This is a genomic window from uncultured Roseobacter sp., assembly GCF_947493125.1.
In the GTDB taxonomy this organism is placed as follows: domain Bacteria; phylum Pseudomonadota; class Alphaproteobacteria; order Rhodobacterales; family Rhodobacteraceae; genus Roseobacter.
In genome coordinates this window covers 1-20862 of sequence record NZ_CANLQB010000019.1, presented here as the reverse complement: position 1 = coordinate 20862, position 20862 = coordinate 1, and the positions used below count along the sequence as shown (strand labels likewise).

General features: G+C 59.8%; 21 protein-coding genes. 17 read left to right on the top strand and 4 right to left on the bottom strand.

Going from position 1 to position 20862, the window contains the following annotated elements; all coding sequences use genetic code 11:
- Positions 1-71: 71 nt before the first annotated feature.
- A complete protein-coding gene (locus Q1A71_RS23420) occupies positions 72-653 on the bottom strand; it encodes a TetR/AcrR family transcriptional regulator (RefSeq protein WP_299682751.1) in 582 nt (193 codons plus the stop codon).
- A gap of 70 nt (positions 654-723) precedes the next feature.
- Between Q1A71_RS23420 and Q1A71_RS23415 the strand changes: the two genes are divergently transcribed.
- Both Q1A71_RS23415 and Q1A71_RS23410 read left to right on the top strand, forming a co-directional pair.
- Positions 724-1515, top strand: coding sequence for a crotonase/enoyl-CoA hydratase family protein (locus tag Q1A71_RS23415; RefSeq protein ID WP_299682748.1), 792 nt, complete (start codon positions 724-726; stop codon positions 1513-1515).
- Position 1516: 1 nt separating this feature from the next.
- The gene (locus tag Q1A71_RS23410; protein ID WP_299682745.1) at positions 1517-1945 is read left to right on the top strand and encodes a DUF1330 domain-containing protein; all 429 of its coding nucleotides are present in this window, start codon (positions 1517-1519) and stop codon (positions 1943-1945) included.
- 302 nt (positions 1946-2247) lie between these two features.
- Here Q1A71_RS23410 and Q1A71_RS23405 read toward each other — a convergent pair whose 3' ends face one another.
- Positions 2248-2904 (bottom strand): DUF998 domain-containing protein, encoded by a 657-nt coding sequence (locus tag Q1A71_RS23405; protein WP_299682742.1) that lies wholly within the window; start codon positions 2902-2904, stop codon positions 2248-2250.
- Between the two features lie 365 nt (positions 2905-3269).
- On the opposite strand from Q1A71_RS23405, the gene Q1A71_RS23400 reads away from it, so the two are divergent.
- From Q1A71_RS23400 to Q1A71_RS23375, 6 genes are all read left to right on the top strand, one after another.
- Complete coding sequence (locus tag Q1A71_RS23400) at positions 3270-3869, top strand: hypothetical protein (RefSeq protein ID WP_299682740.1); 600 nt, start codon at positions 3270-3272, stop codon at positions 3867-3869.
- Between the two features lie 200 nt (positions 3870-4069).
- Positions 4070-6013, top strand: a complete 1944-nt coding sequence (locus Q1A71_RS23395) for a primary-amine oxidase (protein ID WP_299682737.1) — start codon at positions 4070-4072, stop codon at positions 6011-6013.
- A gap of 117 nt (positions 6014-6130) precedes the next feature.
- Positions 6131-7384 (top strand): PotD/PotF family extracellular solute-binding protein, encoded by a 1254-nt coding sequence (locus Q1A71_RS23390; RefSeq protein WP_299682734.1) that lies wholly within the window; start codon positions 6131-6133, stop codon positions 7382-7384.
- Between the two features lie 66 nt (positions 7385-7450).
- Positions 7451-8500 carry an ABC transporter ATP-binding protein gene (locus Q1A71_RS23385; protein WP_299682732.1) on the top strand — a complete coding sequence of 350 codons (1050 nt, stop codon included), beginning with the start codon at positions 7451-7453 and terminating at the stop codon, positions 8498-8500.
- Positions 8497-9408 carry an ABC transporter permease gene (locus tag Q1A71_RS23380; protein WP_299682724.1) on the top strand — a complete coding sequence of 304 codons (912 nt, stop codon included), beginning with the start codon at positions 8497-8499 and terminating at the stop codon, positions 9406-9408. The genes Q1A71_RS23385 and Q1A71_RS23380 overlap by 4 nt, the downstream gene beginning before the upstream one ends.
- Positions 9405-10199: an ABC transporter permease gene (locus Q1A71_RS23375; RefSeq protein ID WP_299682721.1), complete on the top strand. Its 795-nt coding sequence runs from the start codon at positions 9405-9407 to the stop codon at positions 10197-10199. The genes Q1A71_RS23380 and Q1A71_RS23375 overlap by 4 nt, the downstream gene beginning before the upstream one ends.
- Positions 10200-10205: 6 nt before the next feature.
- Here the strand turns inward: Q1A71_RS23375 and fabG are convergent, their stop codons facing one another.
- Positions 10206-10985 (bottom strand): 3-oxoacyl-ACP reductase FabG, encoded by a 780-nt coding sequence (fabG, locus tag Q1A71_RS23370; protein WP_299682718.1) that lies wholly within the window; start codon positions 10983-10985, stop codon positions 10206-10208.
- 132 nt (positions 10986-11117) lie between these two features.
- On the opposite strand from fabG, the gene Q1A71_RS23365 reads away from it, so the two are divergent.
- From Q1A71_RS23365 to Q1A71_RS23330, 8 genes are all read left to right on the top strand, one after another.
- Complete coding sequence (locus tag Q1A71_RS23365; RefSeq protein ID WP_299682716.1) at positions 11118-12107, top strand: phosphotransferase; 990 nt, start codon at positions 11118-11120, stop codon at positions 12105-12107.
- The gene (locus Q1A71_RS23360; RefSeq protein WP_299682715.1) at positions 12104-13429 is read left to right on the top strand and encodes an aminotransferase class III-fold pyridoxal phosphate-dependent enzyme; all 1326 of its coding nucleotides are present in this window, start codon (positions 12104-12106) and stop codon (positions 13427-13429) included. Before Q1A71_RS23365 ends, Q1A71_RS23360 begins: the two co-directional genes overlap by 4 nt.
- An 841-nt stretch (positions 13430-14270) precedes the next feature.
- Positions 14271-14666 carry a DUF3768 domain-containing protein gene (locus Q1A71_RS23355; RefSeq protein ID WP_299682714.1) on the top strand — a complete coding sequence of 132 codons (396 nt, stop codon included), beginning with the start codon at positions 14271-14273 and terminating at the stop codon, positions 14664-14666.
- 306 nt (positions 14667-14972) lie between these two features.
- Positions 14973-16820 carry a ParB/RepB/Spo0J family partition protein gene (locus Q1A71_RS23350; protein WP_299682713.1) on the top strand — a complete coding sequence of 616 codons (1848 nt, stop codon included), beginning with the start codon at positions 14973-14975 and terminating at the stop codon, positions 16818-16820.
- 53 nt (positions 16821-16873) lie between these two features.
- Complete coding sequence (locus Q1A71_RS23345; protein ID WP_299682712.1) at positions 16874-17215, top strand: hypothetical protein; 342 nt, start codon at positions 16874-16876, stop codon at positions 17213-17215.
- Positions 17178-17471 (top strand): hypothetical protein, encoded by a 294-nt coding sequence (locus tag Q1A71_RS23340; RefSeq protein WP_299682711.1) that lies wholly within the window; start codon positions 17178-17180, stop codon positions 17469-17471. The genes Q1A71_RS23345 and Q1A71_RS23340 overlap by 38 nt, the downstream gene beginning before the upstream one ends.
- A gap of 1 nt (position 17472) precedes the next feature.
- A complete protein-coding gene (locus Q1A71_RS23335; RefSeq protein ID WP_299682709.1) occupies positions 17473-18105 on the top strand; it encodes a hypothetical protein in 633 nt (210 codons plus the stop codon).
- Between the two features lie 312 nt (positions 18106-18417).
- Entirely contained in the window at positions 18418-18927 is a 510-nt protein-coding gene (locus Q1A71_RS23330) for a hypothetical protein (protein WP_299682707.1), read from the top strand.
- A gap of 151 nt (positions 18928-19078) precedes the next feature.
- Here the strand turns inward: Q1A71_RS23330 and Q1A71_RS23325 are convergent, their stop codons facing one another.
- Positions 19079-20347 carry an MFS transporter gene (locus Q1A71_RS23325; protein WP_299682685.1) on the bottom strand — a complete coding sequence of 423 codons (1269 nt, stop codon included), beginning with the start codon at positions 20345-20347 and terminating at the stop codon, positions 19079-19081.
- Here Q1A71_RS23325 and Q1A71_RS23320 point away from each other — a divergent pair.
- Positions 20346-20831 carry an Lrp/AsnC family transcriptional regulator gene (locus tag Q1A71_RS23320; RefSeq protein ID WP_299682682.1) on the top strand — a complete coding sequence of 162 codons (486 nt, stop codon included), beginning with the start codon at positions 20346-20348 and terminating at the stop codon, positions 20829-20831. The two genes, Q1A71_RS23325 and Q1A71_RS23320, sit on opposite strands and share 2 nt — an antisense overlap.
- The last annotated feature ends 31 nt before the right edge of the window (positions 20832-20862 follow it).

Here is a 20862-nt window from a genome sequence, read left to right as displayed (position 1 = left end):
CCTTAGACAGAACTGACTTTCGCTGCGGTTGCGCCAATGACCGCTTCTCGGGTGCAAGTTCGAACGGTCATCTATATTGAGCCGTTTGCCACAATCGTTCTTGCTGCCACTCCGGCAGAAACGAGATACTCTGGATCACGATGGACCAACACGGTAGAGAATGCACCGTCCATCAACAAGACGACGTGCCGCGCCAGTTCATCGGGGTTGTCCGTTTTCGCATCCTCGAACACATCACAAAGCCATGCTTCGAACTTCTTCTTGTGCGCGGCCCCAACTTTCATGGCCGGGTGCCCCGGCATGTTTGCCAACTCACCAGCAGTACGCAAGAAGCCACAGCCCTTCCACTTTGGGTGGCGGGCAGATTGCGCCAAATTCAAGAAAATTGCTTCTACCCTGTTGGCAAGCGGGCCATCGGCCTCATCAAACCATTTTCGATAAATCGTGAGATTTGGTTGGTCACGGGAGGCCAAGTAGGCCTCGATCAGATCGTCCTTGCTTTTGAAATGGTAGTACAGAGTCTTTTTAGTGATCCCTGCTTTTGCAGCGATGGCATCCACACTAACGGCCCGAATACCCTCGCCGTAGAACAGCCGGTTGGCTGCGTCGAGAATGCGGTCTTTTGCTGAGAGATTTTCTGCGGGCATATGCATGTATACTATACAGTGAGTATACGTCAAATCTCAACCTCCGTATGCTCTCTAAAACGCAACGGAGATCACGATGACAGAACTGATAACCTACGACAAAAAAGGAGCCGTCGCGCTCCTCACGCTGAACCGGCCGGAAAAGCTGAACGCCCTCAATTACGCTACGAACGACTGCCTGCTATCGTTGCTGGACGCCATCGAAACTGATCCGTCCATAAGAGCGATCATCCTAACTGGCGCTGGTGAACGGGCGTTTTCCGCTGGTGGCGACATTCACGAATTCACTGAAAGCGTCAAAGCAGGCGTCGATGAAGCCGTTAGAGATTTTTGCAAACGCGGCCAGACCATGACCGCCAGACTTGAAGCCTTTCAAAAGCCGATAATCGCTGCCGTCAATGGTATCGCCTTTGGTGGCGGATGTGAGATCACGGAGGCTGTTCATTTAGCGATCGCCAGCGAAAGGGCGGTGTTTGCCAAGCCGGAGATCAACATTGGGATACCTCCGACCTTTGGTGGCACGCAGCGACTTCCACGGCTCGCGGGGCGCAAACGGGCGTTAGAGCTTCTTCTAACAGGAGATACCTTTTCACCTCAGAGGGCTTATGAGATGGGGCTGATCAACAAGGTTGTTTCACACGATGAACTCATCCCAACTGCTATTGATTTGGCGGACCGTATCATCCGGCACTCACCGCTTGCGGCGTCACGCATCATCACCGCCGTCGCGAGAGGGATCAACGCAACAATTGACGAAGGACTCCTTATTGAGCGCGAACAGTTCGCGCGGATGGCGGCCACGCAAGATGTGCATGAAGGCCTAAGCGCATGGATCGCACGCCGAACGCCGGAATACGTTGGAGCCTAGGATGGAGAATAGACAGTTTCACACCAGTTTCTCGAAGAAGGTATGGGAGACTTTCAAAGCGCATCTGCGGCCAGGACCCATCCAGATGTTGAACCTTATCCGGCTGCGCGAACAAGCCGAGTACTCGGACGGGCGCGCCTCTACCGGGGCGGAAGCCTACAGCGCCTATAGCGACCTGAGCGCGCCTGTTTTTCAAGCGTTGGGTGGAAAGATCATTTGGCGCGGCGGACATGAATTGACCATGGTTGGTCCACAGAGCGAGACTTGGGACATCGCTTTCGTCGCAGAGTATCCCAGTGTCCAAGTCTTCTTGAATATGATGAGAAATGAAACCTACCGCGACGCGATGAGACACCGGCAGGCTAGTGTGCTGGATAGTCGATTGGTGCGATTTGCATCGAGGGATAATGGTCTCAGCTTTGCAGACTAGGTGTGTTGTCAATTATGCCCTCCAACCCATCTTGTTCGGCGCGAATGCGAGACACTGAATACTGGACACCTAGGAGAGCTGATATTGCGATCAGCGCCTGCACCATCGCACTCCAATTGGTGGCTTGCACACATCCCGCGAGAAGTGAACCGATGGCAACGGTGTGACAAAATCGAATGAAGTCATTTTGTAGAATGCGCGCAGGCCGACGATACGCACGCATATCACCACCCATGAAAGGCCGACAAGGGCAAGCAATGTGCCCCGTAGGAATACGTCGAGAGCGGAAACGTCGGTGAACATCAGCTTGCTTTCTGCTGCTTGGAGCGTTGGTAGAAAAGGTGTGCGAGGGTCAAAATCAGCACGAAAGAGACTGCACCGAGGTAACGCTCGTAGATACCGTCGATTTCCGTGGGTAAAAAGAAGAACACGGGAGCGGAGACAATCCAGACGATGCCGGTCGCGATCAGGGTCGTACGGTAGCGGGGACTTGCCCGTGCCGCCCCGCGTGCCAGGGCGAAGCAGGCGACGGTCATTGCGACGCCCAAGCCGTAGACAAGATAGATATGAATCACCCAGCCATCACTGTCGTTGTCGCCGTATTCGTTTCGGGCCCCAATGAGAAACACCAACAATCCGAAGACAATGATTGCGATGATCCCAACGCTCCAGTCCCATGCGCCGAGATGAACGTGCGCGCAGGAAACGGCGAGCCCAATCAACGCGGCGGAAAAGGCGTATAAGCCGATATCGACGATGAATTCATAGCGTCCCGCTCCCAAATCGCTAATTGTATCGGCAATCCAGTCATGGTTTGGAACGACAAAGTCCGCGATGAGGATAGAGGCGGCCAGCGCAATGCAGCCAAAGACCGCAAGAAGGCTAAGGGACAAAAGAAGGAGTGGTTGCTCGTCCACTTCTGCTGGCATCTGTCTGTCGGTTTCGTCGGTCGGCTGCATCTCAGCTCCTGATCACAATATCCTCTTGACGTAGTCCGACGTCGGAGCCCTGACACCTGGGCATCGGGAGCGGACATTCGTGCGCCTTGCAGCATCGGTTGAAGAGGGCTCGGCGCGGACTTCGGTGGCAGCGCAGCATGTAGTAGTTGGAGCTCTCCCCTACCCGCCGCGGCCCGAACCAGACTCTCTTCGCCTTGCTCAGATGCTGCGCATGCAGCCCGCGTAGCCGACATTCGTTCGGCCTCTATGTATTCGAATCTCGTAACGGATAAACGAGACTACCGTTACTACCCTGCACGTCCGAAACGGTTCTGCCGCGAGTGATAAGAGAAGCGCCGCAAAGAAAGGTGATAAGCTAAGGTGAGGTGCTCGACCAGGCGCGCGACTTCGCAGATGCCATTAATATTCCACCGATTGGTGATGGTGACACCGGTTATGATCGTGCGATGAATGTGCGCCGCGCATTCACGGGATTGGCCAAGTGGTCTGCTTCGGTCATGTTCGAAGAGCAACGGGCTCCGAAACACTGTGATCACACGCCCCGCAAGGCGGTGGTGGCGCGAGACGAGGCTTCTGACCGCATCCGCGCGGCGGTCGATGGCGGGAATCCGCCGCGCGAAGAGGGCGGCAAGACGCTCGATCTGCCTTACGCCGCACTGCACCACATGGGTCACTACATTGCTGCCTGTCCACTGTCGTTGCTGGCCACCGCGATGCAGGCGATGGAGGGGACCTTGCGCGAAATGCGTGATGGTGAACGTCACACGCGGATGAGTTTTGACGATCTGCGACAGCGGATTGGCTTTGAAGACTATAAAACCATGTGCAAGCGGGACTGGTCGTCAATGCAGCCCCCTCCGCAATCACAGTTTAGAAGATGTGTTTGGGCTGAGCGCGCCACCTTGGATGACAAAGCCAGCTGGTTTCGCCCCGGTTTTCTCCCGCCCTTGGGGGTGGGCATTTGATCTGATGGGTTCGTTTCAACCGTTGGTACGCCCATATGAAAGAAACGCCATTCGCTACTGAACAGGCCAACTTCTGCACTTTTTTTGACCTTACGTTAACTTTTTTGTCTCCGCGTGCGGAATGAATGCGCTGCGACATTTGACTTGAATCAGATTGCCTTCCGCAATTGCTCCATCGCCAAAAAACAGGGAGCCCGAAGATGAACGTGATGCCGACGCCTTGCGATAGTTGCGAAGAAACCGTTGCTCTACATCCCCTGGAGCCGCTGACCCGAGACGAGATGATCACCGCCGCCGAGATCGTAAAGGCCGATGTCGGCGATCTCGTCAAAATGCTGCGCTTTGAAACCATCGAAATGCAGGAGCCTGAAAAGAGCGTCGTGCGTGCTTTCTCTTACGGCGACGACTTTGAACGCGTCGCACGGGTCAACGTGTTCTACGGCAATCGGCGTGGGGTCACGAAGTACAAGGTCTCCGTTACCCATGGCACCGTGCTTTCGAAAGAAGATCGCTCTGACGTACACCCAATGATTCAGGGCGAGGAATTCATGGAAGTGGAAGCCTGTGTAAAGGCCGACCCCCGCTTCATCGAGGCCTGCAAGAAGCGCGGGATCGAAGACATGGATCTCGTGTGCGTGGACCCGTGGTCTGCGGGAAGCTTCGGCGATGAAGACGAGGAAGGGCGGCACATCTCGCATACTTTCGCCTGGGTCCGTTCCTTTCCGGACGACAACCTCTATGCGCATCCGATTGAAGGGGTGAACGCGGTTGTCGATATCACTGAGTTGAAGGTTCTGCGTGTGGATGACTACGGGGTTGTGCCCGTGCCCAAGCAGGACAGCAACTATACGCCCGATGCCCAACCGAAGCTGCGCGAGGATCTCAAACCCATCGATGTGGTGCAGCCCGAAGGCGTGACTTTCACGATGACAGGCAGACGCATCGACTGGCACGAATGGTCGATGGTCATCGGCTTCAACGGACGCGAGGGGCTGACGCTGCACGACATCTCCTACGGCGGGCGTCCGCTCTGCTATCGCGCGTCCATCGCCGAGATGGTGGTGCCCTATGGCAGCCCCAAGAAACAGCATTCGCGCAAGAACGTCTTCGACATCGGCGAATACGGCATCGGCAAGCTGGCCAATTCACTGGAACTGGGCTGCGACTGTCTGGGCGCCATCCACTATCTCGATTGTTACGTCCCCGGCATCGACGGGGTGCCGGTGCTGATCAAAAACGGCATCTGCATTCACGAGGAAGACTACGGCATCCAGTGGAAGCACTGGGACTTCCGCACCGAAAAAACCGAAGTGCGCCGCGCACGCCGCCTGGTCATCTCTTTCGTCGCCACGGTCGGCAACTACGAATACGGATCCTACTGGTACTTCTATCTCGATGGCGAGGTGGAGTTCGAGATGAAGGCCACGGGCGTCATCAACACGGTCTCCGCCGATCCCGAAGACCCGGACCGCACGAAGTATGGCACCGAGGTCTCGCCCGGCGTGATCGGCCAGAACCACCAGCACATCTTCATCGCGCGGCTCGACATGGCGGTGGATGGCGATCTGAACACCGTGAAGGAGTGCGACACCGCCACGCTGCCCATGGGACCGGAAAACCCCTATGGCAACGCGTTCTTCGTCAAGGAGACACCCATCGAGGTGGAATGCGGGCGCTCCCGCAACCCGGACGCGGAACGCTATTGGAAAATCACAAGCGCCGAGAAGACCAACGCGATGGGGGCGCCCACGGCCTATAAGCTGGCGCCGGTGCATTCCTGCAAGATCTTCCAGGATCCGAACGGCCCCTCGGGCAAGCGCATGGGCTTTTGCTATTCTGACCTCTGGGTGACACCTTATGACCCCGAGGAACGCTTCCCCGCGGGCGAATTCGTCAACAACAGCGACGGCTCGGACGGGATCGCCACCTGGGTCAAGCAGGAACGTCCCGTGGCGGAAAAGGACATCGTCGTCTGGCACACCTTCGGTCTGCATCACATCACCCGGCTTGAGGATTTCCCCGTTCAGCCCTGCGTAATGCTCGGCTTCAAGCTGATGCCGGTGGGCTTTTTCGATCGCAATCCGACGCTCGATCTTCAGCCGGACACTAACAAGGCAAGTACACACGCGCTGGCGGCTGAATAGGTCTCAGCACGCACCGCCGACACATTCGTCGGCATCTGGGAGGAGACTGACGACCGAACTCGCGCAGCAAAGCGCGGGACCAAGATCGATGTGCCTACAGGAGAGGGAATACGCAATATGAAACGTTCTAAGTTCAACGGGTATGCCATGAACCGCCGCAGCGTGCTGCAGGGGCTTGGCGCAGGGTTTACTGCCGCTTTGGCCTCCGGGTCGCTTAAGACAGCGCATGCCGCAACCGGCGGCAGCTATGCTATTGATTTGTGGGAGAAAACCAAGGCCGAGCTCTCGGGCGGCAGCTTCCGCATGGATCTCAACCTGCACTCTTGGGAAGGCTACACCGAAGAGCCTGTGCTGGCCCCTTTCCAGGCGGACACTGGCGCAACCGTCAACCCGCAGATGCTGATCTCGGACCCGGCGGCGGTGAACAACCTGCGCTCGGGCGGAACGGCAACCTGGGATGTGATCAACCTCAACAACGCCTGGCAGCGCAAACTGCTCTACCCCGAGGGGCTGATCCTACCGCTCGATACGGCCAAGTTCCAGCCGCTTTACGACATGAACGTGGCGGGTTTCGAATTCCCCTACAACTGGGCAATGGATGAAAGCGGCGAGAAGATCCTCGGCATGATCCAGCGCTATGGCCCCTCCGGCATGGCCGTGAACACCGACGCGATGAGCGCCGAGACCCTCACCAAGGGCGGCTACATGGAGATGATCGAGGGTGCGGCGGGCGAGTACGCCATTCTCGATTATGAGAACTGGGTCATCATGCACGCCTGCATGGCCGCCGGGTTCTCACCCTTCCGGCCGCACACCGACGACGAGATGGCGAAATACGAAGAGGTGATCTTCAAAATCTTCAACAACGCCAAGAAGGTCTCCGACGATCAGGCGTCGCTCGCGCGCGACATGATCACCGGCGAGGTTATGGGGACCTTCCCGGGGTCAGTCTATTCGGTGTCCGCCCCGCGGTTCGAAGGCGAGACACAGATCGCCTGTGTCGTGCCGGAAGAAGGCATCGAGGAGACCAAGACCGCCGACAACCCCATGGGTCAATCCGGCATCATCTGGATCGAGGTCACGTCGCTGGTGGCCAACCCCGATCCGACACCGCTGGCCGAAGCCTTCTTGGTCTATTGCCACACGCCCGAGGCGTCTTACCGCGTGGCCGCACGGGCGCCGGGCACACTCAACCCGGTGGTGCAGATGGGCGATCCCGGTATTCTGGAGAAATTCGGCTCGGACGAGTTGGAGGCCATGCAGTGGGACGAGCTCGACACGCTCGTCGGCCGCTGCATCGATTTCGACATCAACCCAGACTACGACGCCATGCACGACCTTTACACAGAGGCCAAGCGCTCGCGCGGTTGACCTTACCAAGGGCTGCCGGACCTTCCTCGGCCGGCGGCCTTTTCACGACCTTTCAGGACGAACACCATGGCATCCAAGACCATTCTTGAACTCAAACAGGTGGACAAGTTTTTCGGCGACAAGGCAGCGGTAGAGAGGATTTCCCTAGAGATTGTTGAGGGTGAGTTCTTTACCATCGTCGGGCCCTCAGGCTCGGGGAAGACGACGCTCATCCGTATGCTGGTCGGCATGGACACACCCAGCCGGGGCGACATTCTGCTGCGCGGAGAGCGGATCAACGATGTGCCCGCCAACAAACGTCCGACCTGCATGGTGTTTCAGTCGCTGGCGCTTTTCCCGCATATGACCGTGGGCGAAAACGTGGCCTATCCGCTGAAATGCCGCGGGATCGAGCCTGGCGCCCGCAAGGCGCGCGCAGAGGAGTGTCTCACGCTGGCGCATCTGCCGATGGAGTATTACGACCGCCCTGTGACCCAGTGTTCCGGCGGTGAACGGCAGCGTGTCGCGCTGGCCCGTGCGCTGGCCTTCGACCCCGATATCCTTTTCTTTGACGAGCCGCTCTCGGCGCTCGACTACAAACTCAAGAAGCTGCTGGAAAAAGAGCTGAAGGACATTCAGCGCGAGACCGGCAAGACCTTCATCTACATCACCCATTCCCTTGAGGAAGCCATGGTCATGTCCGACCGGATCGGCGTGATGAACGAAGGGCGCATGGTGCAAATCGGTGCCCCGCGCGAGATCTACCGCCGACCCAACAGCCGCTTCGTGTCGGAGTTCATGGGCGAGGTGAACGTCCTGCCCGTGACCGCCAAAGGTGGCAAGCTGCACTGCCAGAGCCTCGGGACCAGCTTCGAGGTCCCGCCGGGCGCGCAGGAGACAGATGGTGTTCTGATCATCCGCCCCGAAGACATGCGTTTCGTGAATGGCGAGCCGCCCGTGAACGGCGTGCTCAGTGGAGAGATCTTCAACGAATACCTGCTCGGCAGCCGCGTGCAGTATCAGGTGCGCGCAGGGGGCACCACATTGCTTGTGGAAAAACAGCGCGACAGCGCCGCACCCGATCCCGCGGCGCGGATCACCTTCGCCCCTGAAAACTCGATGCTTTTTGCCGAATGACAGATACCGCTGAAACACTCCCTGAAACGATGGCGGACGCCTCCGATGGCGCCAACCAATTACGCCAGATCCCGGCGGGTGTCTGGTGCGCAGCCCCCATTGGATTGCTTCTGCTCGCCGGGTTTTTAGCCCCCTTGATCATGGTGGTGCTCTTCAGCTTCATGCCGCGCGGCACCTTCAGCCCCTTCGGCGTGCCGACGCTCGAAAACTACGTCGATATCTTCACGCAGAAATTCTACATCTCGTTCGGATGGTCGCTATTTCTCGCCCTGATCTCGACCGCAATCCTGATGGTGGTGAGCTACCCGCTCGCCGTCGCCATCAGACGCGCCGCGCCGCGCCGCGCGCTGGTCCTCACGATCCTCATTGTCGCGCCGCTGTTTGTCGCCGAGAACATCCGGCTGCAGGGTTGGGTGCTGTTTCTCGACAAGGCGGGTGTGCTGGACGGCTCCGTCAAGGCGCTTACCGGTTTCGAGATCGGCTCGCTGGTCACCAATGTGCCCGCCATCGTCTTTGGCATCGTCTACGTCTACCTGCCTTTCATGCTCTTCCCGATGATCATGGGGCTCGCCAATGTGCCGCCCGACGTGAAAGAGGCCGCCTCCGATCTGGGCGCCAGCCGTTGGCAGATGTTTCGCGATATCGAACTTCCGCTGGCAGCGCCCGGTCTTCTGATCGGCGGGCTTTTGTGCTTCGTCATTTCGCTCGGCGCGTTTTCAGAGGCGAAGTTCCTGGGCAAGGGCGTCGTCGTCACAATCGCGCAGGACATCGAAAGCGCGTTCACCTTCGGACAGAACTGGCCGCGCGGCTCGGCGCTCTCGGCGCTGGTGATCATCCTCGCAGGGGCTGCCGTCTACCTCGCGATGCGCAGGCTGGATCTGGAAAAAATGCTGGGGCGGGCGTCATGACGAGCGACAGAACACTGTTGGGCGACCGTCTGCTGCGCAGTTATGTGATCTTCGTGATCATCGTCTTTTACGTGCCTATGCTGGCCGTCGCCCTCGCCTCGATCTCCCGCTCCCGGTTCTTCGTCTTCCCGATCCGGCGCACCTCCTGGAAGTGGTACAATGACACCTTCGCCTCGCTCCAGATCAAGGAAGCGGCGCTGACATCCATCACTATCGCTTTCTTCGTGGCCATCCTCTCGGTGGCCCTCGCGCTGGCCGGGGCGCTCGCCTACGCGCGCTACGACTGGAAGGGCAAGAGAGTCTATCAGCAGCTCCTGCTGGTGCCGATCTTCTTCCCGCAGTCGGTGCTCGGCCTGGCGCTGCAGATCTGGTTCAGCTCGATCGGCGTGCAGATGACCTGGACGGCAACCGTCTTCGCCCATCTGGTCTGGATCGCACCCATCGTGACGCTGATCATCGCCATCCAGGCGTTCGGCTATGACGCCTCCATTGAAGAGGCGGCAATGGACCTCGGCGCCAGCCGCTGGCAGGTCTTTCGCGACATCACGCTTCCGCTGCTCGGGCCCGGCATCTTCTCCGGCTTTCTTTTCGCGGTGCTGCTGAGCTGGGGCAACTTCCCGCTTTCGTATTTTACGTCAGGCGCATCCGTCACGATTCCCGAATGGCTCTACGGGAAGATGATCGGCGGCTATACGCCCATGGTCCCCGCCGTTGGCTTTCTGAGCGTGATCGCAGGCGCAATCGTGCTGATCGTCGGCCTGACGATCAACAACCGTCTGCAGCGGCGCTGATCCGCTTCAGATCTCCTCGATGGCTTCCAGGCTCTCCGGCAGGATCTGTCCGCCATCGACGACGATCTGCTGCCCGGTGATATAGGCCGCCTCCGCCGACGCGAAGAACAGCGCCGCATGGCCGATGTCTTCGACCCTGCCCAGCCGTTTCAGCGGGATCGACGCCGCCATGGTCTCAAGATAGTCCTCCCCCAGATCCTGCAGCCCTTCGGTATAGATGTTGCCCGGCATCACCGCGTTGATCGTCGTGTTGTACCGCGCCAGCTCCATCGCAGCCGTCTTCAGAAACCCGAGCTGACCGGCCTTGGACGCCCCGTAATGCGCCCAGCCGGGAAAGCCCGTCACCGGCCCCGTGATAGAGGATGTCAGGATGACACGTCCCTGTCCGGCCGCCTCAAAGGCGGGAATGCAGGCCTTCACACAGAGAAAGCTCGATTTGAGGTTGGTGGCCATGACACCATCCCACTCCCCCGGGCTCATCTCGATCAGCTTCGTCTGTGGAAAGACACCGGCATTGGCGCAAAGTATATCGACCCCGCCAAAGCGGTCGCGCGTCGCGGCCACCAGCGCCTCGACACTCTCCCACTCCGCCACATCGCAAAGCGTATAGGCCGCCGTGCCGCCCGCCTCCGCAATCTCGGCCACGGCAGCCTCGGCGGCCTCTTTGCCACGGGCGGCGATCATCACCTTGGCCCCCTGCGCGGCGAAGACCGTGGCGATCCCCCTGCCGATCCCTTTCGAGCCTCCGGTGACAATGGTGCTTTTACCTGCAATCGAACTGAGCATGGCGGTCCTTTCTTGGGCTGTTTCGCCCTCAGCCAAGACAGGACTACCCCGCCAGGCAAGGGAAATCTTGTCACCCTTCGGGCAATCTCCTTAACTGCCCGGATACGGGCGAAACGCGGGGTCACTGCTAAAATGCTCTACCAAAGTGAGTTCATCACGCGCCTTGAGGCTGGCCTGCGCAGCGTCCTGCCGGCCTGGGGGCTCTCCGACGCGACCGAGGTCAGCCTGCTGACGGTCTCCGAAAACGCCACCTTCCTGGCGCGGGACCCGGCCCGCCCTGCCCCGGTGGTCTTGCGCGTGCACCGCCCGAACTATCACACCCGCGATGAAATCGCCTCGGAACTCGCCTGGATCGAAGCGCTGCGCGACGCTGGCACCGTCGAAACCCCCGCGCTGATCCCCACGACCGCCGGAGGCTACATCACCGCCTTTGAAGACGGCCCCGAAACCCGCCATGTGGTCGGTTTCGCCTTCATGGAGGGGTCCGAGCCTGACGCGGATGCAGGTCTGATCCCGGGGTTTGTCACCCTGGGCGAGATCTCCGCCCGGCTGCACCAGCACACGGAGCGCTGGCAGACGCCACCCGGCTTTACCCGCAAGACCTGGGACTTCGAGACGGCCTTCGGCCCCGCGCCCCACTGGGGCCTGTGGCGCGATGCGCTCGGGCTGACCCCGGCGGGCGCCGATACGTTGCAATCCGCCCTCGACAGGCTCGCCACCCGGCTCGACGCCTATGGCAAGGCGTCGGATCACTTCGGTCTGGTGCATGCGGACTTGCGGCTGGCGAACCTGCTCGCCCGCGCCGACGGGCTTGGGGTGATCGACTTCGATGACTGCGGATACTCCTGGTTCATGTACGACTTCGCCGCCGCGATCTCCTTCTTGGAGCTTGACCCCATCGTGCCCGATCTGCAGGCCGCCTGGCTGGACGGCTACCAGAGGGTGCGCGCGCTCGGGGCGGATGACATTGCGATGCTGCCCGATTTCATCCTCTTCCGCCGTATCCTACTGACCGCCTGGATCGCCAGCCACCGCGAAACCGAAACCGCCCGTGACGCAGGCCTTGAGGCCTATACCGACGGCACGGTCCGGCTCGCACGGACCTATCTGGCGGCCACATGAGCGGGATGCGTCCGATCCTCGACATGAACGCCTTCCGGGAGGGCGATTCCAGCAGCGCCGCCGTCAGCCGCCGGTTGCGGAACGTCGGCGCAGCCTCGGTGCTGTTCTACCGCGAACCCATCGAGATGGTCGGGGCGACAGGGGCGACCATGATCGCACGGGACGGCACGCGGTATCTCGATTTCTACAACAACGTCCCCTCGGTCGGACATACGCATCCGAAGGTTGTCGAGGCCGTGCAGCGCCAGATCGCCACTTTGAACACCAATACGCGCTATCTGGTGGACATCGTGGACCGCTATCTGGACGCGCTGAAATCGCAGCTGCCCGCGCACCTTGGAAATGTCATAATGACATGCTCGGGCAGCGAAGCGAACGATCTCGCGCTGCGGGTCGCACGCGCCGCGACGGGCGGCACCGGTGTCGTCGTCAGCCAGGCGGCCTATCACGGCAACACCGCGCTTACAACGGATGTATCTCCGTCCGCCCTCAAGGCGATGCCCCTGCCCGATTGGGTTGTGGCCGTCGCCCCGCCCGGTCCGGCGCAGTATGGCCAGGATGTTGCGGATGGGTTTGCGCAGGCCGTTGGCGGGGCCATCGCAACCCTGAAAGACCGCGGGCATGCGCCCGCCGCGCTCTTGATGGATTCGATCTTTTCGTCGGACGGGGTCTTTGCCGATCCGCCCGGAGGTCTCGCAAAGGCTGCCGATGTCATGCGCGCGGCGGGCGGGCTCGTCATTGCGGATGAGGTCCAGCCCGGCTTCGGGCGCACCGGCAGCCACTTCTGGGGCTTTGCGCGGCACGGGCTGCAGCCGGACATTGTGACAATGGGCAAGCCCATGGGGAACGGGTTCCCCATGGCTGCGATGGCGGCGCAACCGGATCACCTGGCCGCCTTCTGTTCGGATGTTGGGTACTTCAACACATTCGGCGGCAATCCCGTGGCGGCGGCGGCAGGTCTCGCGGTTCTTGAGGTGATCCACCAAGAGGGCCTGATGGAGAATGCCCATGAAGTGGGCGCCGCGCTGATCGCCGGCCTGCGCGACATCGGACACCAAAGCGCGCAGGTCGGGGATGTCCGCGGCGCGGGCCTCTTCATTGGGCTTGATCTGATCGAGCAGGACAGCGGCACAGCGGATCCGGCGTTCACGGTCCGGGTGATCGATGCGATGCGCGACGAAGGCGTGATGATCGGTGCCGCGGGACGTGAAGGAGCAACCTTGAAAATCCGCCCGCCGCTCTGCCTGACACGCGACGAAGCCGATCGCTTCCTGGCCGCCTTCCAAAGGGCACTGGACCGCCTTGCCGCACCAAAGAACTAAAGCGGGATAGCTGCACCCTCGGTCGACCTAAAGGGCATTTGCATACGCGCATACTACAAGAACCCCACGCAATGCCGAAGCACGACGTCTCTCTGCGATGTCATACGTGGCCTGCGTAGAGACGGATCTTCTAGGTTTCCCAACATTGCGCACAGGCAACCAAAGGTTCGCTGTCACATTGGCTCATATTCTGAGGCTACAGCAGAGCGGAATGACCACTGTGTCCGCCTAGCAGACCTTCATGCGTCCCGCAGCATTCAGTGATTTGGGCTCGCTGCCCGCTTTCGCCGCGCGTCGTGGCAACGGCGGCTCTATGATCCCTTCTGATCATTGACCTGAAACGCGGCTGACCCCGCGTCGCTGATTTGCCTTGGCTCAGGGGATTTGGACAAGCCAAACGCCCTTCGCCGTCAGGGTGGAGGCGCGGCCTCCCCCCTCGTGGCAACACAATTAGACGGCACCGTGTCCTCGGCTTCGCCTGCGGGCCGCACCACTGCCATCGAATTGGGCTGCCTCGCCCCCCTCCGCGTTCGCCACGTGGCAGATTTGCAGGAGCAGGCGGCTTCGCCGCTGTCCTTCCATTCAGCCCTGATTTTCGGAAACGGAGGTCAGATCAACGCAACAAATCGCACGGGCACAACGTGGGAAAAGGTCAGTTTATGACGCAAAGGTCAAAGTCATCTGACGTTCGACACCATTCCAGGCCCGTGGGTCGGGCATCGCCCTCCCCCCTCTGTTCCCCGGAAAACATGCGTTTTCCAGTCAACAGATTGGTGAGGCGCAGCCCATCGGCGGAAAGAGGTCACGAAGGCCCGACCGCATCAATACAAGGAGGCCAAACATGGCACAATCGGACTTCATTCTTACGGAAGAAGAACAGGATGCCGCGCGCATAGGGCAGATCGCAGCTCAGAACGATGCTTTCCGGACGTCCGGCGGGCAAGACCGGGTGGTCAAGGGTCAGCTGGTGATGACACGGGGTGTGGCCGCGCTATCGCCGGATGTCATCGGCATGTTGGTCCAGCGGCTGGTGACCTTTGACGACTTCACCGAAGAGAACGATCCCTACGGCGACCATTGCTTTGGTGTCATTCGGTTTTGCGAGGCGGGAACGGAGCATCGGTTTTTCTGGAAGATCGATCTGTTCGATGTGGCCTATCAGTTTGGCAGCGAGGATGCGGCCAACGCTGAGGTCACTCGGCGGGTTCTGACCCTCATGCTCCCCGAAGAATACTGAGCTCGGTTGCGGGGAAGTCCCACTTTCCCCGCGCCGAGGCCGGCCTGTCGAGCAGGCCAATCGGGGCGGCAGTCAACGCCTCCCCACCCTGACGCACTCAAATAGAAAGGATGGTGAGACCAACGAACGATGAACTGATTAAGCGCCGGATTGCCGAGGCATGGGCGCTTCTCAGGAAGGGCGATCACTTTGGCATCGGACGCCGCTTCCTGATCAAGCACGGGGTTGTCTAGCCCCCTCGCCTCAGCCCTTTCGGGCTGGGGCACCGATACCACGAACTTCACCACAGCTACAAGGAATGTCCCAATGACAAAGCAGTCTAAAATCATGGCAACCGAAGCTCGCTTTCCCCTCGATAAGCTGGTCTTATCGCCATTGAACCCACGCCAGACTGTCGCAGAGCAAGACGTGATCGAACTTGCGGAAAGCATCTGGGCGGCTGGTCTCATTCAATCTATCGCTGGGCTTGCCGATGCGGACGGCGGGGCCGAGATCGTGGCCGGTGGACGTCGCCTGCGCGCCCTGCACTATCTGGCAGAGAAGCACCTCGAGATCGCGAAGACCCGGCCTGATCTGGCAAATCCCATGGTTATGTTGGCCCCCGATGCAGAGACCGCCGAAGCATGGGCCAACATGGAGAACGTCGCTCGCCGCGATCTGCACCCTGCCGAAGAAATCCGGGCCTATGGTAAGATGGAAGCCAAGGGCGCAAATGCTGCCGCCATCGCGCGCGCTTTCGCTGTCGGAGAAAAGCACGTTTACCGCCGCCTCGCGTTGGCGCATCTGCCCGAGCCTGTTCTGAATGCGCTGCACGCCAATGAGATCAGCCTGTCCGCAGCGGCGGCCTTCACCGTCAGCAATGACGAGAAGGCCGCGCTGGAGGTGCTTGAGCAGGTCCGTGGCACCAATTGCAGTGATCATCAGATCAAGCGCGCGCTAAAGCCTGACTCTGTACGGAATACGGATCGCCGTGTGATCTATGTGACCGAGGAAGGCTACGACGAAGCTGGTGGCCACAAGAGCGCCGATCTGTTCAGTGAGCAGACGTTCTTTGATGATGTGGCTTTGCTGGACGAGTTGTTCGCGGCCAAACTGGATGAAGCGGTTGAAACTCTACAGGCCGAGGGTTGGAAGTGGGTTGCGCGTCACGACGACTCCTATCTGTCGTCTTACAGCCATGGGCTTGAAAAGCATGGCTCTGTTTATAAAGAGGACGGCACGCTTAGCGAAACCGAGACCGAGCGTTATGAGGCTCTGAGCGAACTGGAAGACGCTGGCGCACTGGACGATGAAGGGTATGCCGAGCTTGAGGCGCTGCATCTCATTCTTGAGGGAGACTATACGGATACACAGCGCGCACACGCTGGTCTATTTGTCTATGTAGATAACAATGGCAGGCAGTGTGTCAGCGGTGCGTTGGTCAAGCCCGAGGATAAGAAGGCAGCGATTGAAGCGGGTGTTCTGCGCAAGTCGATGCACAGCAGCGCCGAAGATGTGCCAAAGTCGCCGATCTCGCAAAAGCTCCGTGACGATCTCAACCGCGTGGAGCGCGGTGCCCGCCAACATGCGGCTCTGCGCGATCCTGACCTTCTAATTGACCTTCTGGCCTATCAGTTAAGCCACGAACTGCATTGGAAAGGCCCGTTCGGGATTTCCACATCCTGTGTCCCGAACTGGCCGTCAACCGAAGCAGATGGCTATGCGCCGGACGAGCGGCTGACCAGCAATCCGCCGCCCGAGATGTGGGAAGTCAAAGACCTTGGCGCATCGTTCCGCGCGTTCCGCAAGAAGGGTGCCGAGCATGTCCGCGGTGAGCTGATCCGCTTCCTCGCCTCTCAATTCAAAGGTGGTGATGAAAAGCTGGAAGCGATGGTGTCCAAGATCACCACGCCCAACACTCGGGAGGTCTGGAGTCCAACGGCTGCAAACTTCTTTGGCCGTATCGGTGGCCCTTACATGGTCGCGATTTGGTGCGACCTTCTGGAATTGGCGGAGGATCACCCGACCGTCACCAGCTTTGCCAAGCTGAAAAAGGGAGAGAAGGCCGCAAAGCTGGAGGCGTTGTTTGTGCAGTCGGATTTGCGCGGTGCGTTGCAGCTGACCGAGGCGCAGATCGCTCGCATCGACGCGTGGTTGCCCGAAGGCATGGAGTGAGAGAGAGGCAGGGCGCGTGAGCGCCCTGACCCTCCCCGGATGGAGTAAGATCAATGACCGACTTCAAATGGATACCGACGGTCCAAGGCCCTGATGGGCGGCCCTGCGAGTACCAGATCGAGGGCCACATCGGCAAAGTCGGTGTGCGGCGCTACACCGGCAATCGGCCCTTGCGACCGTACTACTTGGCAGGCCCAGCCGTGCCCGAAGAGTTCGGCGGATACTACCGTCTCCTGGCTGTCGCCAAGGCTGATGCGGAGACAGTCCTGCGTGGTCTGTTGGACGACAACGAGACGTCGATGGAAGGGGTCAGCCATGCCTTTTCTGAACCCAAGGAACGCGGGCCGGGTCAAGAAGATGATCGAGACCTTTGCCCTCATTCAGAAGTCAGCTGAGTCGAACCGTGTCGATAACGACGCTCTTCGGACAATGATGCGCCCGCTGGTCGAGGCTCTGTCGGAGGCTGGTGTTCTGCACACGGGAGAAGGAGTGCCGGCATCGCGCGACCCGCTCTTGTCCAAGCTGACGGCCGGGCAGCGCGCCGCGATGCACCTTGCCCATCATGCCGCTCTGAAGGATCTGACAGCTGCGTTGTTGGGACGACTTGAGGCGCAGGACGCGCGGTTGGCCGACCACGGCGAGGAGCAGTGACATGCGGTCCAAGAAACCCCCGCCCTATGAGTTCAGCGACACATCGCGAAAGCGGGCCGCTCTGCGGCGCAAGCAGCGCCGTGAGCGAGAGGCCCTGCCGCTCTTTGCCGAGCAGATCGCGGAGGAGCAGCCGAGCGAGGACAAGGAAATGGCCCGTCGGGCCGTCGCGTCCGCCACGCAGGAAGCAAGGTGGCGAGATGATCGCGCGGCGCAATGGCGCAAAGCCCGCCGCATGATCGACGCCCTACCGGCTGATGAGCGGCGTGCGGTACGGCGCGTATGGGATTGCGCGCCTTATCCTGCCGACCCCTGCCGTTTGCTGGGTGTCCTGCACAGCTACAGCCTCGGTAAGCTCGATCTCAAGCGACCACCGTTTCCGCTGTCCCGCACCGATGCAGGTGGTGCACGGATCGCGAACCTGTTTGCATCGTCGGACCTGTTTGTCACGATCCTTGAGGCCCGCGACATCGCAGCCGACCCCGACCGCTACCCGTTGGCGAAACGCCATGCAGCCTACCACCATCTGCAAGCCGCCGCCTCGAAGAACAAAGATCGAGCCGGAGCAATGCAAGATCGCGTCCGCGCATCAGAGCTGTTTCGGCAACTTGGAGAATTGGAGGAAGACAATGCCTGATTTCATCGCCCATAAGCATCCCGTCCTCGCGGTTCGTTGTCCTGATTGTGGGCGCGCACCGGGTTTGTGGTGCCGTAGACCGAGCGGCCACAGGGCGATGGATCTCCATCTGAGCCGGAAGGCGGAGGCGGATCGCGTGTTCATCGAGCAGCACGGACCGGATGCCAGTATCATCTGCGATGGCGGTAGCTGGGTCATAGACCCCGAGGGACGTGTCGGCATTCGGCCCCAGCCTGAACAACGCGCCCTATTCTTGATAATGTGTATGTGGCGCGCGAGAGCATACCTATGCGCCTTGTGGAGTAACCGCTTGTGACTGTTCCAAGCACTGTCCGGGCTGTCTGGAAGACCGCCGAATTGATGATCGCCTTCCACAAGAACAAGCGGAAAGAGCGCCGCGATACACCCTATCTCTGGAGGCCAAAGGACGCGATAGCGCGCCTTCTGGCCAAGCCGGAAGATCAGGAGGCGTTCATTGTTCTAAAGGCGGACGATGATGCGGCAGATGTGCAAATCAAACTGCACCCGGACAAGCTGGTGGTCAGGCGCGACCAGGTGCTCGGTTGGTCCGGTATCGTGATCGACGAGCATTGCATCAAGGTCCTGGTTGATAACGACTGGATTAGGATCGACCCGGATGGGTCTGTGAAGATCGAGCGGGACGCCGAGACGACCTATCTGGAAGGAGATGGCTCGATCATTCGCACGTCACCAGATGCAGAGATCACGGTGTCCAGCGACGGCCAAACCATGTCGCGGCGCACCGGAGAGCAGATCGAAGCCTTCACGCCCGACGGTTTCATCTCGCGCAAGCGCAGCTGAAGCCTAATCAGTCTTCTATATCCTCAGTGGTGAGGATCTACTTGGCCCCGCTCGCATCATACAGCGGGGTCTTTCTTATGTGGACGACTATCAAGCCCGCCTAGCAATGCTGCGAATGCAAAGCCAATCTGTCAATGTCGGCTTCGAGCCCTCATCTACGATTTTCTGCGGTACGGCGAACGTCGGCTTTATGGGTCATTTGTGGGCCGCTTCTGATAGCAGCGAACAATGGGGGCGCGATACAAACTGCGGATAGGACAGCGACCGTTGCAAAGCCGTATGCCTCAAAAACCGGCTTGAAGGCTGCTGTGCCGAGAAACATGGCGGCATAGGTCACCGCGCTGTAGAGGCCAAGTATGGTGCCGCGCTGATCTGGCGAGAGGGCCGTCAGCAGTCCGACCAGTATGTTCAGACCTAAGTGGTTGATCGCACCCCAGACAAAGCACGCGACCAGCACTGCAAGCCAAAGCGGTGAAACCATCGCCAAGCCAAGATAAACAAGCAGTAGCGCCCCGAAGACAAAGGGCGCGGCACGGGGAGCGCCATGTCGATCAATCAGGCGATCCAGTGGGGCGACAACGCCAAACCCCACGCCATAACTCAGCGCCGCGACCCCGGCGAGGGCGGTGGAAAGAGCCAGAGTTTCCGTTAAATGTGTGCCCAGATAAGCATAGAGACCATAGAAAGCCGCCATATAGCAAGCGACCCCGAAAAGGATCGGCGGCAGTCCGGAAATCTTCAGCGCCACCAACGGCGACGTAACCTTGCCCGATGTGGCGCACTCGACAATATCGGCGCGGCGCAGCGACAGGACGAGCAACAAGCTCACGATACCCAGAATGGCGAACACGGCGCGCCAGTGCAGAAAATCTGCGATTATCGAAGACAGCGATACACCTGCCACAAGGCTCAGCGTCCAGCCTGTCAAAACCTTGCCCAAGGTCTCGCTTTCATGACCTTTCGGAGCCAGATCGGCAGCCAACCCGTAGATCGCTGGCAGTGCTAATCCTGCGGCGAGACCGGCAGTGCCTTGCGCCAATATCAACACCAGTAGAGCAGGGGACGCAGCGCTGACCCCGAGCGACAGTGCAAGCCCGAACAGCGCCAAAAACAAAGCGCGCCGTAGTCCTATGCGATCAGCGTACGGCGCAAGAAACAATGCGCTGAGCGCTGTCCCGGCACCGTAAACGGCGGAGGCCGTCATGGCGTCCGTAGCGCCAGTTCCTGCGAACGATGCTGCCACATCGCCAGCGATCGGGCTCAATACGAGCGAGTTTGAGCCAACAACGCCGATGGCGCACATCAAGAGCCAAATTGGGTTCATATCCACGTCCTTCTTTGTCCTTTGATAGACAGAACGAGAAATTGTCGGTACCCTGTTTTGCCCAAGCAGGAAAAAATCGAACGAGGTTCGGCTCATGCCTAAAGACGCCCATGGATTGGATGACATCGACCGAAAACTGTTAGGGCTTCTGACCCAGAACGCAGAGCGGAGTTATGCCGATCTCGGATCAGCAGTTGGGCTTTCGGCTCCAGCCGTGCATGAACGGGTAAAACGATACAAGGTGAGCGGGCGTATCAAGGCCGTAACCGCTCAGCTTGACCCAACCATGACAGGAAAGCGGTTCCTCGCGTTTATCCATGTGAACACGACAGGCTGGGGCAAGAGCGATGCGCTCATGCGGATCGAAACCTTGCCGGAGGTGGAAGAAATCCACTCCGTCACGGGCGATACCTGTATGATCCTAAAGGTCCGGATGGAAAGCACGCAAGCGATGGAAGCCCTGCTGGCGCGTCTCTATGCCCTACCGGAAGTCGTTTCGACGAAGAGTTACGTGGCTCTCTCGACGTATGTCGAACGCCCCGTCCAGGCCGGTATCTCCGCGTCGTTCTGTGAAGGATAGCGGACGTTGGGTGAACGGCAGTAATGTCCGC

Bases quoted from the DNA above. Each gene is read 5' to 3' on its own strand.
- Q1A71_RS23420 (WP_299682751.1), bottom strand. From the start codon at position 653: ATGCATATGCCCGCAGAAAATCTCTCAGCAAAAGACCGCATTCTCGAC.
- Q1A71_RS23415 (WP_299682748.1), top strand. From the start codon at position 724: ATGACAGAACTGATAACCTACGACAAAAAAGGAGCCGTCGCGCTCCTC.
- Q1A71_RS23410 (WP_299682745.1), top strand. From the start codon at position 1,517: ATGGAGAATAGACAGTTTCACACCAGTTTCTCGAAGAAGGTATGGGAG.
- Q1A71_RS23405 (WP_299682742.1), bottom strand. From the start codon at position 2,904: ATGCAGCCGACCGACGAAACCGACAGACAGATGCCAGCAGAAGTGGAC.
- Q1A71_RS23395 (WP_299682737.1), top strand. From the start codon at position 4,070: ATGAACGTGATGCCGACGCCTTGCGATAGTTGCGAAGAAACCGTTGCT.
- Q1A71_RS23390 (WP_299682734.1), top strand. From the start codon at position 6,131: ATGAAACGTTCTAAGTTCAACGGGTATGCCATGAACCGCCGCAGCGTG.
- Q1A71_RS23385 (WP_299682732.1), top strand. From the start codon at position 7,451: ATGGCATCCAAGACCATTCTTGAACTCAAACAGGTGGACAAGTTTTTC.
- Q1A71_RS23380 (WP_299682724.1), top strand. From the start codon at position 8,497: ATGACAGATACCGCTGAAACACTCCCTGAAACGATGGCGGACGCCTCC.
- Q1A71_RS23375 (WP_299682721.1), top strand. From the start codon at position 9,405: ATGACGAGCGACAGAACACTGTTGGGCGACCGTCTGCTGCGCAGTTAT.
- fabG (WP_299682718.1), bottom strand. From the start codon at position 10,985: ATGCTCAGTTCGATTGCAGGTAAAAGCACCATTGTCACCGGAGGCTCG.
- Q1A71_RS23365 (WP_299682716.1), top strand. From the start codon at position 11,118: ATGCTCTACCAAAGTGAGTTCATCACGCGCCTTGAGGCTGGCCTGCGC.
- Q1A71_RS23360 (WP_299682715.1), top strand. From the start codon at position 12,104: ATGAGCGGGATGCGTCCGATCCTCGACATGAACGCCTTCCGGGAGGGC.
- Q1A71_RS23355 (WP_299682714.1), top strand. From the start codon at position 14,271: ATGGCACAATCGGACTTCATTCTTACGGAAGAAGAACAGGATGCCGCG.
- Q1A71_RS23350 (WP_299682713.1), top strand. From the start codon at position 14,973: ATGACAAAGCAGTCTAAAATCATGGCAACCGAAGCTCGCTTTCCCCTC.
- Q1A71_RS23345 (WP_299682712.1), top strand. From the start codon at position 16,874: ATGACCGACTTCAAATGGATACCGACGGTCCAAGGCCCTGATGGGCGG.
- Q1A71_RS23340 (WP_299682711.1), top strand. From the start codon at position 17,178: ATGATCGAGACCTTTGCCCTCATTCAGAAGTCAGCTGAGTCGAACCGT.
- Q1A71_RS23335 (WP_299682709.1), top strand. From the start codon at position 17,473: ATGCGGTCCAAGAAACCCCCGCCCTATGAGTTCAGCGACACATCGCGA.
- Q1A71_RS23320 (WP_299682682.1), top strand. From the start codon at position 20,346: ATGCCTAAAGACGCCCATGGATTGGATGACATCGACCGAAAACTGTTA.
- Q1A71_RS23325 (WP_299682685.1), bottom strand. From the start codon at position 20,347: ATGAGCCGAACCTCGTTCGATTTTTTCCTGCTTGGGCAAAACAGGGTA.